At 43.7% G+C, this 14,109-nt stretch carries 11 protein-coding genes; 6 read left to right on the plus strand and 5 right to left on the minus strand.

Annotation, left to right across the window (positions count from 1 at the left end; all coding sequences use genetic code 11):
• Positions 1-149 precede the first annotated feature (149 nt).
• From AABK39_RS19020 to AABK39_RS19035, 4 genes are all read left to right on the plus strand, one after another.
• Positions 150-818 carry a helix-turn-helix domain-containing protein gene (locus AABK39_RS19020; protein WP_338394894.1) on the plus strand — a complete coding sequence of 223 codons (669 nt, stop codon included), beginning with the start codon at positions 150-152 and terminating at the stop codon, positions 816-818.
• A complete protein-coding gene (locus AABK39_RS19025) occupies positions 815-1,501 on the plus strand; it encodes a LuxR C-terminal-related transcriptional regulator (protein WP_338394895.1) in 687 nt (228 codons plus the stop codon). The genes AABK39_RS19020 and AABK39_RS19025 overlap by 4 nt, the downstream gene beginning before the upstream one ends.
• A gap of 472 nt (positions 1,502-1,973) precedes the next feature.
• A complete protein-coding gene (locus tag AABK39_RS19030; protein WP_338394896.1) occupies positions 1,974-2,540 on the plus strand; it encodes a cysteine hydrolase family protein in 567 nt (188 codons plus the stop codon).
• Between the two features lie 67 nt (positions 2,541-2,607).
• Positions 2,608-3,477, plus strand: coding sequence for an alpha/beta hydrolase (locus AABK39_RS19035; protein ID WP_338394897.1), 870 nt, complete (start codon positions 2,608-2,610; stop codon positions 3,475-3,477).
• Positions 3,478-3,518: 41 nt separating this feature from the next.
• Here AABK39_RS19035 and AABK39_RS19040 read toward each other — a convergent pair whose 3' ends face one another.
• From AABK39_RS19040 to AABK39_RS19050, 3 genes are all read right to left on the minus strand, one after another.
• A complete protein-coding gene (locus AABK39_RS19040) occupies positions 3,519-4,355 on the minus strand; it encodes a metallophosphoesterase (protein ID WP_338394898.1) in 837 nt (278 codons plus the stop codon).
• 960 nt (positions 4,356-5,315) lie between these two features.
• A complete protein-coding gene (locus AABK39_RS19045) occupies positions 5,316-6,566 on the minus strand; it encodes a hypothetical protein (protein WP_338394899.1) in 1,251 nt (416 codons plus the stop codon).
• A gap of 13 nt (positions 6,567-6,579) precedes the next feature.
• Positions 6,580-7,860: a hypothetical protein gene (locus AABK39_RS19050; protein ID WP_338394900.1), complete on the minus strand. Its 1,281-nt coding sequence runs from the start codon at positions 7,858-7,860 to the stop codon at positions 6,580-6,582.
• Between the two features lie 219 nt (positions 7,861-8,079).
• On the opposite strand from AABK39_RS19050, the gene AABK39_RS19055 reads away from it, so the two are divergent.
• Positions 8,080-10,287: a B12-binding domain-containing radical SAM protein gene (locus tag AABK39_RS19055; protein WP_338394901.1), complete on the plus strand. Its 2,208-nt coding sequence runs from the start codon at positions 8,080-8,082 to the stop codon at positions 10,285-10,287.
• Positions 10,288-10,400: 113 nt separating this feature from the next.
• Positions 10,401-11,180 carry a hypothetical protein gene (locus tag AABK39_RS19060; protein ID WP_338394902.1) on the plus strand — a complete coding sequence of 260 codons (780 nt, stop codon included), beginning with the start codon at positions 10,401-10,403 and terminating at the stop codon, positions 11,178-11,180.
• Positions 11,181-11,358: 178 nt separating this feature from the next.
• Here AABK39_RS19060 and AABK39_RS19065 read toward each other — a convergent pair whose 3' ends face one another.
• Together AABK39_RS19065 and AABK39_RS19070 are read right to left on the minus strand one after the other, a co-directional pair.
• Positions 11,359-13,236, minus strand: a complete 1,878-nt coding sequence (locus AABK39_RS19065) for a hypothetical protein (RefSeq protein WP_338394903.1) — start codon at positions 13,234-13,236, stop codon at positions 11,359-11,361.
• A 134-nt stretch (positions 13,237-13,370) separates the two neighbouring features.
• Positions 13,371-13,754: a nuclear transport factor 2 family protein gene (locus AABK39_RS19070; protein WP_338394904.1), complete on the minus strand. Its 384-nt coding sequence runs from the start codon at positions 13,752-13,754 to the stop codon at positions 13,371-13,373.
• Positions 13,755-14,109: the final 355 nt, after the last annotated feature.

The raw sequence follows: 14,109 nt of genomic DNA on the forward strand, positions 1-14,109 counted from the left end.
ATTCTCTTAATATGATAACAGGCTACTAATGCCTCCCTTGCGCCTTCAATCTTTTTTTATTATGCTAAAAGTGCGGGTTGGTCATTCGAAGTAGTATCAATTGTTGGCGAAGGCGGAGTTCGTTTACAGTTATATCGGAGGCACTTTATATGAAAAACATCAGTTTATATAACATAAGTAAACAGATCATCAAAGAAGGGAAGAGCATTCAGGAAATCGGAGCGTACTTGCCTTGTTCATTGCACCTGAATAATCTGAACAATTTTGCCATTGTCGATTTTGACGAAAGCCTTCCGAAAAATCTTGGTATGAGTGACCGTGAAGTTTTGGACAGCACTTCAGACTTGATGACGAAGACTGTAGAGCCCGGTGATTTGGCTTACGCTGTACATGAGATGGAACATTATTTACGGAATGCGGATAGCCAACGGAACTTTGAGTTTGTTCAACGCGTTCATTTTCCTATTACGGATTTCAAAGAAACGTATTTCACTTCTGGAATGCTTTTGCGTGACCAGTTACTCTGTGTAAGTATCCCTATCGGGTCATTAGAAATTTTCAATAAGGACATCAACAATATTTTTGAGGAAACTCAGTTCCTAAGAAATAACACTAAACGCTTTTCGAGCCTTTCCGCAAAAGAAATTCAAATAGGCGAATTGATGGCGCAAGGACGGACGACAGAAGAAGTTATGCTGAAAATGGGCATCACGAAAAATACGTTCAAGAAACACCGGACAAACATTTACAGAAAAATTGGCGTAAAGAATTATTTTGAGTTCTATCGGTTCGCCAAAGCATTTGATATGGATATATGAGTAATGAAGCCCTAAAAGCGGAAATCCAAGAGCGCTTAGCCGATAAAATGTCGGGAGAATCCATCTTTAGCAATGAAGAGCCTCTCGGTTTTTACCATGTGAATAGACAGGAAGACGCTTCGATTGTTTTCTTGGACGAGGAGGGTTGCAAACTCTACGGAAAAAGCCTTGAAGAGATAAAAGCGTTGGGTACTGGATTTTTATTAGAATGTATGCATCCCAACGATGTTGAACGCTGTATTCAAACCCTTAATGAATTCCGTGAACGTGATAATGAAAAAGAGATCCTTAGTTACTTTCAAAGAATTCGAACAGTAAGTTCTGATCATTACGAGCTGTACTTGACAAGTGTTCGTCTAAACAAAAAAGATAATACTTATTGCTGTATCACCTGCCCGATGCTCAGGGTATTGACTATCAAGAATCAAATAATTAAAAGTCTTGATACGTATGAATATATCAAATCGCATATGAAAATCTTCAAGATGCTTTCAAAAAGAGAGGTTGAGATTTTGAGCTGGGTATGTACGGGTATGAGCGCTTTGGAAATCGCTGAATGCCTTCACCTTTCACATCATACCGTAGAGAAACACAAGAAGAATATATTTGGCAAAACTGGATTTTCCAACAATAAAGAGTTGATGGAGTTTGCGTTGAATTTCAACCTTCTTGGTTTTGATTAATGAATTATTTTTAGATTCAAGACTTTTTTGCCTTAACAAATTTAGCGTAACACTTATGAGGCTGAGAGTTATATCCTGAATGCGGACGTTCAACGTCATATGGGATTTTTTCAACGGGATTCCAATCACGGGCTTTAGGGAGGAGACATCAGACGTTTTTCAAGCCTTTCGTAAAAAGAAATTCTTGTGGACGAACTAATCTTCTCTGCCCGTTTCTTCCAGCCGCTTAGGTTTTTGTAATAAAGATGACAAATATGGGAGATGTTGCGTTTTAACAAGATTTTCCGGGGGCATTCGTTTTGAGAGTATAGATCTAATGTTTTCATTATTAACTGATAAAAGGAATAGTGTAATGGTTGTTTTGGTTTTTAATTGTATTTTTCAATTGTAATCATGTCATTGTTTTTAGAGAAACCCAAGTGACCTAACCCCCTCCTTATAAAAGGCACTTACAGAGACACATAAAACCAGAATGGAAAAGAAAATCGCTTTATTGGTAATTGATATGCAGAAAGGCTCATTTACGCCTAAAACGCCGAGATACGATACGGATGGTGTTGTTAGCCGAATAAATGAGTTAGCCAAGGTGTTTCGGGAGTTAGGCTATCCGGTGGTTTATATTCAACACGATGGAACTGGTACGGGCGAATTTGAGAAGAACACAATTGATTGGGAGAATCTTGATGAGCTGGAAATAAAGCCCAATGATATCAGAATCGATAAGTATGCGAATGATGTTTTTTATAAATCAAGCCTACAAACCGAATTATCTGAATTGAATATAAGCGAACTGTTTATCACGGGGTGCGCCACGGATTTTTGCGTGGAATCAACAGTACAGTCCGCACTTACCAGGGAGTATAATATAACCCTGATAGCCGATGGACATACTACAGGGGAGAGACCTAATCTGACTGCCAAGCAAGTGATTGACCATTATAATTGGGTTTGGCAGAATATGATTCCTACTAAAGGGCGGATAAAAGTGGAAAAGGCGGAAAAGGTTATTGACTCTTATAAGAAATTAGCAAGCTCTTAGTCAGCGCCACCTATTACAAAATTTCAGACTAAGTTATAAGGTGTGGGTGTTTTAAAATCAAAGCATTATGAAATCAAAAAAACGTTTTCCAGTAAAACAAGCTAAGTCGGCTGGCTTATTATTGTTGGTTTTTATCGCTTTCATGAGCTGTTCTCCAAAAGAGAAAACAATTGATAGTAAACCTTTAAATCTTAGTTTTTCTCAATACTCCGAGTTTGTCAAAGACACGTTTTATATTGATGTCCAATTACCGAAGACTTATTTTGAAGATTCAAGCAAAGCTTTTTCAGCGGTTTATCTTTTAGATGGTAATTTTTATACTCCAATAGTCGCCCCCATACAGCATCAGTATGAGGAAACAGGACTACTTGATCCAAAAATTTTAATAAGTATAAGTTATAAAGATTTCAAATCAATGGATTCTTTGAGGGTTAGAGACTATCTCTATCCAAAATCTATAGCTTCGGATGGAATGGAGGCGCCAGGTGGCGGACAGAACTTTAAAAGTTACATTACTAATGAGTTAATACCCATGATAGATGCTGAATTCCGAACTGGAAAGCATGATAGAACGTTAGTGGGGCATTCCTTCGGAGGTTATTTTGTTCTGTACGCCTTACACGACCAGTTGGAAAATAATGAAACCCATTTTAAGTCTTTTATCTCCGCTAGTCCTACTTTGTGGTACAATGACTTCTATTTAAATCGTTTACCTGAAGCGCTTCGTAAAAGGAATAAAAACCTAAACCTGTTTTTAACTGTAGGAGGCGATGAGCACCCTGAATGGTCTGTCAAGCCTGTAATCGATTTTTCCAACCAGATTAAAGAACAGGAGATAAAAGAGTTTAAATTCATAAACAGAGTTTATAATAACCTGGGCCATATGGACACAGGGCTGATATCATATATTAAAGGCTTACAAGAGTTGAAAAAATAAGATCTGAAATTATCCGTAAAGTAGAGTTTGTGATGACAAAATTAAGCCAATTCAAAAACCGTAATTTCAGGTCTCACATTAAACCGTACTTGCCATGAATGGCCCAAAGCCCGGTTGATATACAACATCCTTCCATCGCCCAAATCAATTTCTCCGGCGCTATAGTTTTTATTACGGACTGGCAAAACCGGTGGCGGTAAGAAAGGCGGTTTGCATTGTCCGCCATGGGTGTGGCCGGAAAAAATCCAGCCTTTGTATCCTTTCCAAACGTTCAGGTCGCAAACGTCCGGGTTGTGACAAAGAACGATATTGGCTTTGTTTTCTTTATATGTTTTCAAGGCGTTGGCCGGTGAAAAATTTAATCCCCAGTAATCGTCAAATCCAATAATGTTCAGTCCTTGAATATCGACACTTGTATTGCGCAACATCTGGATACCGGCAGTTTCTAATTGATTCCCTATTCGGTCTGCAACGTCTTGTTCCGCCCAATTTTTACCATAATCATGGTTGCCGAATATCCCTACCGTTCCTAGCGATCCTCGAACGGCGTGTTTTAGTACTTTCTCGAGCTGACCAAACTGCTGTTCGTTTTCATAACTGACATAGTCGCCTGTATAAACCACTATATCTGGTTGGAGCTTTTGGGCTTGTTTGAATGCGTCAATTATATATCCGAAATCAAAACGATTACCCACATGGATGTCGCTAATTTGCATAAGCTTCTTGCCTTTTAGCGACTCTGGCAGGTGTTTTATATGTATTTTTTTCTTTACAAACTCTAACCAAAAGGGCTCCACTTGCCAAGTGTATAATCCGGATACGGCCCCAATACCAATGGTTCCCCAGACAGATTTTCTGATGAATTTTCTTCTATTCATGTTGATGGTTAATAATTATGTGGTCAGACTATGAAAAAAATTATGGATATAGCTTTCTTGAATTAACGATTTAAAATGTCAGACCAATATGACAGAATGAGTTTATTGCCGTTTAAAAACGGAATTTTCGAATTTATAGAATACAGTGTCCGATATATTCGGCTCCTCTTCGTTTCTGTATGAATCCCCTATATATCACTTTAAAGAGATTACAAAAAGACAAGACAGAAAACGAATCCCGGAATCCGCAAGAAAACCACCCCAATATCCCTCCAAAAACAAACATCACGGGAAATGACCATCTCCAAAGTCAATTTCCATTAAAAAACGGGCTTAAACAGCCCTACAAGGCCGATAATCCATATTACAAGTGTAAATAAGCCACGGATCATGATGCTTAACGCCATAGATAAAGATACTTTGATGATACTTTTCGCCCTATTAAAATATCAAAAATCAGGATATAAACACTTCAAATAACTCGAATAAGGTACATCGCAAAGCTAATGTCCCAACTTTTTAACCGACAGACAGCATATTTATAAATAAACAAAGAAGCCACCCCATAAGCATAGGGTTACTACGCTCTCATGAACTAAGCGTAGCAACTCATAAGTGTCTTTGAAAAGCGTTTGTATTGCACATAATTTCTTTGAAAGAAAAAAAGATGAATAAAAAGTGACACCGGAACTTTCTAAGTGCAAAACGTTAGTGGTTTCAAGAAAAGTATATCCTGTTAAATAGTTTATGTTTCGGAAGAAGGAGTAAGTAATTGTTTTGTAGGGGAGTATGTTGTCTTTGAGCAGTCTCTTTACGCTTTTCTATTCACTTTGTACTACTTATCATATTTTTTTAAATGCTGATAAATAAGTCAGAGTGCATACGCAAACACAAAACAATCATTAAACAGCTAATCTTAGCTATTGATTGTCTTTTCATAAAGACAATTAAGCGTCAGAGTCAATGAAAATTCGGAATAAACTCACGCCATTTTGCTGGAGAGATATCATATTCTTTGCGAAGATCATTTAGTCCGAGCCCAATCCTGTGGGCGTGGATTCCGCCCCATGCTTTCAGGTCGGGTTCGTTAGCGTAGGATGACTCGGGGGGCATATCTTCGGTACTGTGCCACATGCCGGAAAAATATAGATGATTCATCAGCGTTTCGGCCAGTCTTAAAAATACGGGCATTTCCACGTAAGTTTCGCCTTCCCGGATTTCTTTCGCCCCTTCGTCCACGTCAAGCCATTCGTCTATTTCTTTGTGTTTGAACTCTTTTACGTTGCCCAGTTCCAAACCTTCGGGGCTGGTGGCTTGCGGTATTTTGGTAGACGCTGGGCGCGGACGATAACTTTCCTCTGTTTTCGCCTCTAATTTGGCTATCCAATCTTCGCCATGGCGCAATGTGTCCGAGTCCATGCATTTCGGAGGCATTCCTAGCGTTAGGATTCCTCTTTGGTCTTCGCGCATGCCCATGGCTTTGGCCTCGGGGCCGGGCGGTACGGTGGACGTCCAATTGTGTGAGGGCTTAAGGCTTGGGTCCGGACAAAGGGCCACGGGCTGTTTGTAGCGGGTAAACAGTCCGCCTACCAGTGCCCTGCCCTTTTCGGATTCCAGAAGGCGGGCGAAAGCCGATAACATACGCAGGCGGAAGCCCACCACCGACCCGCGCGTAGGGTCGGTGCCGGGGAAGTTGTTGATTTTAAACAGTTCGTGTCCTTCCGTCAGATATCGCCAGTACCTTTTCGAATCTTCGGAAGCGCGTTCGCGAAACGCTGCTGAGCCGTATTGAGGCACCCAAAGGTCGCGGCGGTCGGCGATGGTCAGGGCTATCATCTCTTCGTGTTCTTTCTGTATTTCGTCCATTAGGCTAAACATCGCCGCGGTTTTGTGCGGTTTGTCCCCTTCCCTGACCGGATTTTTCGTAAACCATTCGTGTGTATATTCCCTGAGTTTGCTGAGCATTCTCATCCGTGAATCCAAGTCTTCGGTTTTTGGCCCCAAAGGTGATCTTGCGTAACGTTTGAGCAGATTGACAATTTCTTTGACGCAGGAGCGGTCTTTTCGGGCGACCTCCAGCGCCACTTCGTCGGGGCCATAAGCCGTTGAAAACTGGTCGGCGGAAAAGAGAGCCTGCACGGGGCGTGACCGTCCGGCCCCTTCGTTTGGGGTGTTTGTCCTTGTCGTTCGGTGGGCGGTCCGGTAAAACACTGCGTTGCCGGAGTTATACCTTATAAGAATTGCTCTTAAATTCCGGCCATTTGTATTCGGCTAGCTCGTGTTCTTTGCGGATCATATTGACACGCAAACCGATAGCGTGGCCAGTCTGGCTGTTCCATTCTTGCAGGTCGGGATTTTTTCGGTAGAATTCGGGAGGGGCTACGGGCATCCCGTGCGGCAGGTCCTCTTCTTTGTATAGGTTTCTGGCAAAAATTTCCGCGAGATTAATAAAAAACGGAGAGACGGTACGGCCACCCGTTTCCTCTACAAGTTTTGGAGGGCCTTCCACGTCTAGCCATTCGTTGATAGGGTCTAGGCCTTCGCCTTTTATTTCCGTCATATCGAAGCCCTCCGCCTGAAAGCGCGTTGATACCGGACGCGGACGATACTCTTCTTTGGTGTCGGCTTTCATCTCTTTGGTCCATTCAGTTGATTTCCTCATATATCTTGAGTCTTTTATTTCGTCGCCCACCGCATAATAGTCTACTCTTGGAGCGTCAGATTTTACTTTCAAATCCAAGGCGTAAGACGCGGCCCCGTGCGTATGCTTAAGCCTGTTGGTCACCACGTCTCCCGCTCCGCTGCGTATAGGATGGAGAATCGTAGGCCATTTCTTTTTTCGTAAGACATCCGTTATCAGTCCCCTGCCTTGGGGGCCTTCCATTAGGCGGGCCAAAGCGGACATTATCGAAACTCTGAATCCCAGCTTGCATTCGTGATGGGCGTAGCCTCCGTAGTTTGGGCCGATGGCCAAAAAAGGGTTGCCGTCGCGTAGCGCTCTCCACAGGCTTTGGACATCTTCGTCTGCTGTTCCTCCCGCGGGTTTGGCGTCGGGCGTCCATAACGGCATTTTTTCGGCTATGATAAACGTGACCATCTTTTCGTGTTCTTTCTGAATGTCGTCCATTAGGCGAAACATACTGAGCCAAGCGTGGTGGCCGGAAAAGCTTTCGTAATAAAAGGTGTAGTCGTGTTGCCATTTGTTAAACCACGCGAAGACCATCCGTTTCAGGTCGTAAAGCAGGGCGAAACGTTCGTGCACGTCCTCTTCGGTTTCTCGTTCCACGGCATTGTAGCGGTTGAGCATCCGGCCGATTGGTTCCAGTATAGGGTCGTTAGCGTAGCCGTATTCGTCGTCTTTAGTCGGGAAAATCTGTTCGAAATCCTTACGGGTCATAAGTGCCTGTACGACCGAGCCGGGAGGCATAACGGCTACGCCCGAAGCGCCTTGCGGCTTTCGGTTGCGGTATTCGTTCCGTTTTGGGCGCTCGTATTGGAAATCCATCAGGAAAAATATGGGCTTTTAGCTTAACTCGTCCTATCGCAATTGGTTTGTGGGGAAAGCAACCTGTTCTTAGTTTCGAAAACTGTCGTTTATTTGCCGGAGGAGGACTAATTTTGTGTTCTGTTTGCCGTTTTCCGTATGCTATAGCCCATCTGTTAGCGGGTTGGTTTGCGGAAAATGTCGGCATATTCCGCATTGCGATAAAAGGAGAAAGATACATTGAAGATACTGCTAATTACCCCGCCGCTTACACAACTGAATACGCCGTATCCGGCCACCGCCTTTTTGAAAGGCTTTCTGACCGAAAACGGTTACGATGTTCGTCAGGCCGATTTGGGTATCGAATTGGTGCTGAGGATATTCAAACCGGAGAATCTGTCGAAGATTTTCGGAATAGCGGAAGGGAAAAAGAACCTGAGTCCAAACGCCAAGAGGATACTTGCGCTGAAAGACGAGTATCTTGAGACTATAGACTCCGTGATCCGTTTTTTGCAGGGAAAGAACTCCACGCTAGCGCAAAGCATAGTCGATAACGATTATTTGCCCCGGGCGTCGCGCTTTTCCAATCTTCAGGAACTTGACTGGGCTTTCGGGACAATGGGCGCGCAGGATCACGGCAAGTATCTGGCGACTTTATATATAGAGGATCTCGGCGACTTGATTATCGAGGCTATCGATCCCGATTTCGGTTTTAGCCGATACGCCGAGCGTTTGGGACGGACGGCCTCTTCGTTTTCTCCTATTGAGGAAAAACTTAAAGGCGAGTTGTCCTTTCTCGATAAGTTGTTGTTGGAATGTCTGGACGCCCATATTCAGGAAGCGGAACCTGATATTGTCGGTTTTTCGGTTCCTTTTCCCGGCAATCTGTACGGAGCGTTTAAGTGCGGGCAGTATATCAAAAAGAACTATCCGGAGGTCCGTATAATTATGGGCGGCGGTTATCCGAACACCGAGTTGCGCCGTTTGGAGGATGTCCGCGTTTTCGATTACTTGGATTTTATATGCCTAGACGACGGCGAAGGGCCATTGCTTGAGCTTTTCGATTATATAGGCAAAGGAGAACAGGACGATTCCCGCCTGCAGCGGACTTACAAACTGGACAAGCAAACGGGACAAATTCAATATTGCGACAATAAGCTGGCGAAGCAGATACCGCACTCCAAAGCCGGAACACCCGATTATTCAGACCTTCCCCTTTCGGATTATCTGTCGATAATAGAGGTGGTGAACCCGATGCACCGGATGTGGAGTGACGGCCGGTGGAACAAGCTGATGGTGGCGCACGGGTGCTACTGGAAGAAATGTACTTTTTGCGACGTAAATCTCGACTATATCGGCCGGTACGACCCTACGGACGCCAGCCAACTGGTGGACCGGATAGAGGCAATAGTAAAACAGACAGGCCAGAACGGTTTCCACTTTGTAGACGAGGCCGCTCCGCCCCTATTGCTTCGCGATTTGTCCATTGAGCTGTTGCGCCGTGGCGTAAAGATAAACTGGTGGACCAATGTGCGCTTTGAGAAAACCTTTTCTCCGGATTTGTGCAGACTTATGGTCGCGGCCGGTTGCGTGGCCATTACGGGCGGACTTGAGGTGGCTTCGGACCGTTTGCTGAAAAAAATGAAAAAGGGCGTGTCCATAGCGCAGGTGGCGCGCGTTACCCGCGATTTCACCCAAGCCGGGATTATGGTGCACGCGTACTTGATGTACGGCTTCCCTACGCAGACGGAACAGGAAACGGTGGATTCTTTGGAAATTGTGCGTCAGCTGTTCGAGCACAATGTGATTCAGTCCGGCTTCTGGCACCAATTCGCTATGACGGCGCATAGCCCCGTAGGCAAGAATCCGGAGGAATACGGCGTACACCGTTCGGGGCCGGAGTTTGAAGGTTTCGCCGAAAACGATTTGTACCACGAAGATCCGGAAGGTTGTGAGCACGAGCAATACGGCCCCGGCTTGAGCAAAGCCATCTTTAACTATATGCACGGCATGTGCACCGACTGGCCCGTGTACGAATGGTTCGAGTTCGATACGCCCGATACCACCGTCGTGCCCGATGTTATTGAACAAGCGCTTCAGGTATCGGAAAAGAAAGATGCCGAGTTGGAAAGCCACGGTATTTTGTGGTTGGGGAAAAAGCCCGTCTTCGAAAGCTATGCCGTAAGGAAAAGGGGAAAACGCCAGGAAAAAGGGAAATTGGTTTTCGCAAATAAAACCGCCGATTTGGAAGTGACGGGAGACAAGGCCGAAATAAAATGGCTTTTGCCTTATTTTGATATTATGGCTATTGGCGGCGAGCGCACGGTTCGTTTAAAGGAATTGAAAGAAGAATACGAAAATCGTTTTCAGAAACCTTTCGATCGCTTCCTGAACGGACAGACCTGGCGGACGCTTAGGAAAGAGGGATTGTTGCTTCTGAGGATGTAAGAGATTTATGATTCTTGGTGGGGGAAAAGTGATTTTATAAAGCTAAAAAATACAACTTAATTTTGCTTTGGTGCATCTTTATAGTGGTCGAAATTGAAATTAATTAAGTCACTATGAGGCACTTTACAAAAATCATATTTATTGCGCTATTGCTTTTTTCGTGTGATACTGAGGATGATTTAGGCTCGATAGATACGGCTATGAAATTCTCGCCAGTAGAGCATTATGAAATAAATAGAGAAGCCGGAGCCCCAAAATTGTATCTGCTCTTCGAGTCAGAGAAAGTGTTCCCTAATACTGGGTACAGTCTTAAGTCAGAAATTGATATTGAAGGAAATGAGTTGATGATTCGTTTTAAAGGAATATCAAAATCTGATTTTTCCCATGCGATGCCGTCAGCTGTGGAGATGCGTATAGAGCTGTCTGAAAATATAAGTAAACTAACACTGCTGAATGGGAATAAGACCGATCGATACAAAATTGAAGTGACGGATAAAAAAGTGGTGGTAAGCCCTGAGAAGACTAGCTTTTCCTCGATAACACACGCTAGCACGTTTCGCTATCCTAAAAACAGTTTTGTATACCTATGCGGGACCAATTTGGACAATAAACATTTATATGAAGACTTCAAAAAAGTCCTTTCCGAGCTCCCCGGTATATCATATTATCAGTTTCAAGGACCGGGACTTATTCCTTACCCAACCAAAGGAGACGGAAACTGGTACAATCCCGACGCGCTTTATTTTCAATATGAAAAGTTAGCTGATTTTGAAGAAGCGGGCGAGCGTTTGAGAGCCTTTACCAAAGAATATCTCAAACCTAATGACGGGGTTTCCATTTCGTTATACAGTTGGGATAATCGTTCTTACAGAAGCTGGAAGATGATGAATTGATATTCAATGACATAGAAATGTTATCCCCGCTTCCCTTTCCCGGAAATTGGTGATCAAGCGGGGATAATTCTTTTTGGACTTTTCATTTTCACCCTTTTCATACCGGACACTTAAGGAGCGACTCACAGTGACAATACGTAATACTAGATACCTAATACCCAAAAGAAAAACACTTTCCTCAAATACCCCGTATTCCGATTATCCGGATCAGTAAGTCTTCGAATTCTTTAAAGTCTTTTTTGTCGGCGGGATCGGAAAATAATGGGGAGACCTCTTCTAAGGCTACGAAATAAGCGTAACAATAATCGCTTTCCGGTTTGTAGTCGTCAAGGCCGTATACTCTCATAAAGCGCTGGAACAGGTTGGCCAACAGACTGCCGGTTTGCTCACGGACCCAAGCGTTATGGCGATCAATCGCAGGTTGGGCTTTGTCAAAATCGCATTCGGGGCCGATACACCCTACAACATTGGCATATATTACGGCATAGGTCTCATTAAACGCTGTCAGTTCGCTACTGATCTCAGGAATATCGGACTCCAACGGCAAACGACTCATATTTTTATCCAAACGTGCCATAGCTTTACTGTATAAGGCTTGCGTTCTACGTTTGGGATGTGCTGACACGCGCAAAACGTGCTTCTGGCCGTTGCTGTCTTTAGCGTGCCTATCATAAAAGTTTTTGCCCTCGCCGTTACCGTACATTTGAAACCAATACAAGCCCCCTTCCGGACAGGATTCCAAGTTTCGAACTTCTGAATTTAGTTCCCGTAAATGCCGTTCGAGGTTTTGTTCCAACCCCTCCCTTTCAGACATAACTTCCGAAAACCTTTTTAACAAGGCATATTCCTTGGATCGGTCTTCCGGGATTTGTTCCGAACGGGTTTGGCAAAAATCAATCAGGGCTTCCCGGAGGCTTTCGCTAAGCTTGAGCATGCGGTGCATCGTGTCGGTAAACCACATCATGGTGTAGCTGAGCATGGTTTCGTTTTCGATGGTTACGGTATCCGTTCCGCTTTTGGCCACCACCGCGGCGTTATGCATATTCCAGTAGATTTTGCGGAGCGGTTCCACTTTCAGCGCTTCGATTTCTGTTGGAGGCTTCCAATCCGCAAGTTTGGCCAAAACTCTTTTCAGGTATTTGTCAGGGGCCATGGTTCCCCTTCTTGCGCTACTTTCAATTATGCTTGGCGTGGCCCGATATGATTCTCCGGGTTTGGGTAACGTATACTCGTCATAGCCATAGGCTTGCTTTCTTCGGATAACCTCTTCCTTGCCGGGGTGAAACATTGAAGGCATGTTTTCATCCAGCCAGATTCTTCTGGACAGTCCGTCCAGATCAATCGCCGTATGGGCGTAGGTAGCCTGGTTAAAGGGGAAAACCAGAGAAGATACCTTTTCCGCGGATATATCAAAGCATGATTCGGACTCGCTATTGCCGTAAGGCGCTAGGATAACCGTCAGGAATTCGGCCATGTCGCCACCTATCATCCTAAATGCGAATTTGCCACAATCTGAAGACATTTCGTTGATAGTGCGGACTATCTCGCCGTCAACGGTAGGCGCTACGGCCTGAAGCGTCCGTAACGTTCCGTCTTTGTCAGGAACTGCCAATGCGGAATCCGGAAGAGCTTTAAAACCTATAGGGGAACCGTTGGTTTTTAACGCTTTGTTGCTCGCTTCTAATTGATCCTCGTTGGCGTAGAATAGTTTTGGTTTTCGGGTGTCTTCCAGTGCCAAATCACCATTGTCGCCCACTTTTAGGGCAGGAATATCCGCCCCGATATTTACAGGCGCTTCGACATGGTCGCCTGTAGCGATATCTTCCGAATGAAAATCTATAAGTTGGCCGGATCTGCCAAACCGGCGACTGATAAGCGCAGGATGGTTTAAAAATCCGCTACGGACATGTACCTGTTGCTCAAAAAGTGTAGATTCTGTCAACGGATAATATCCGCTAGGCTCCACGATACGGTAACCTTGGATTGGCAGGCGTGATGTTCCGTTTGACGAAAGGCCTTTTGTGCAATATTTTGGCTTGGAGACTTTTCGGAACATCGGGATTTACCTGACTGATAATATTAGTAGTTTTGATTGATTATCGGGATAGCATACATGATAACTTTTTATGTTAGTATCGGTTTTCCGCGTTGGCTCATAATAGAGCTAATTTGAATGATTGGCTTCGTTTATTATTCTTTTCCCTCAAGGCTCACCCCTGCCCCACCTATTACTTTCCAAGTATCATCAAAAGACTTCCAGATTCTGATATACTTAAACTTTCCTTTTATCTCTTCCTCCAGAAAAGAGCCTTCAAGATCAATTTCAACAGATACGATAGCGCAATTTTTTATTAATCGGACTTGTTGATTGTTTGATGTGATGTTTTTGATATTCAAATTCCCAGACCGAAAATTAGACAAGTCCATCTCTTTAGTAACCGTTTGTCCTGTGGGTATTACAAAAAGAAGATCATCGTGCAAAAGGTAATCTAAAGTATTAATATCAGATTTGATCATTGCTTCAGCTAGTCGTCCCTCAAGTTCTATAATTTGAGTTTTGTCTATAGTTTCCATATTGTTTTGTTTCGTTTTGGGATGGTAGGTATGAAATAAAAAAAGACAACAAAGAGCTTTGCAGTTAATTAAATTCTGTAAAGTCTTAGTCCTTAGACAATCATATCGAATTGAATCTTAGAATCCAATTTCTAAGATTCATCCTTTATGTAACAAAAAGGCGGTCAATCAACTCATTTTATGAATGTTCAGATTGGACCGTCCGTTCTCCACACTGAACAAGAAAGCCACACCATGATGTTGCTTCATATTTACACATCTCCGAATATGGTAAGTCATAATCTGTTTTATAGAATTTGATTGTCCAAGCTTTTTTATGGATAAAAAATAAAGGCGGGGTATCCCCATCCCCGCC

The sequence above is a fragment of the Fulvitalea axinellae genome (assembly GCF_036492835.1).
Classification (GTDB): domain Bacteria; phylum Bacteroidota; class Bacteroidia; order Cytophagales; family Cyclobacteriaceae; genus Fulvitalea; species Fulvitalea axinellae.

Bases quoted from the DNA above. Each gene is read 5' to 3' on its own strand.
- AABK39_RS19020 (WP_338394894.1), top strand. From the start codon at position 150: ATGAAAAACATCAGTTTATATAACATAAGTAAACAGATCATCAAAGAA.
- AABK39_RS19040 (WP_338394898.1), bottom strand. From the start codon at position 4,355: ATGAATAGAAGAAAATTCATCAGAAAATCTGTCTGGGGAACCATTGGT.
- AABK39_RS19035 (WP_338394897.1), top strand. From the start codon at position 2,608: ATGAAATCAAAAAAACGTTTTCCAGTAAAACAAGCTAAGTCGGCTGGC.
- AABK39_RS19070 (WP_338394904.1), bottom strand. From the start codon at position 13,754: ATGGAAACTATAGACAAAACTCAAATTATAGAACTTGAGGGACGACTA.
- AABK39_RS19025 (WP_338394895.1), top strand. From the start codon at position 815: ATGAGTAATGAAGCCCTAAAAGCGGAAATCCAAGAGCGCTTAGCCGAT.
- AABK39_RS19065 (WP_338394903.1), bottom strand. From the start codon at position 13,236: ATGTTCCGAAAAGTCTCCAAGCCAAAATATTGCACAAAAGGCCTTTCG.
- AABK39_RS19030 (WP_338394896.1), top strand. From the start codon at position 1,974: ATGGAAAAGAAAATCGCTTTATTGGTAATTGATATGCAGAAAGGCTCA.
- AABK39_RS19060 (WP_338394902.1), top strand. From the start codon at position 10,401: ATGAGGCACTTTACAAAAATCATATTTATTGCGCTATTGCTTTTTTCG.
- AABK39_RS19050 (WP_338394900.1), bottom strand. From the start codon at position 7,860: ATGGATTTCCAATACGAGCGCCCAAAACGGAACGAATACCGCAACCGA.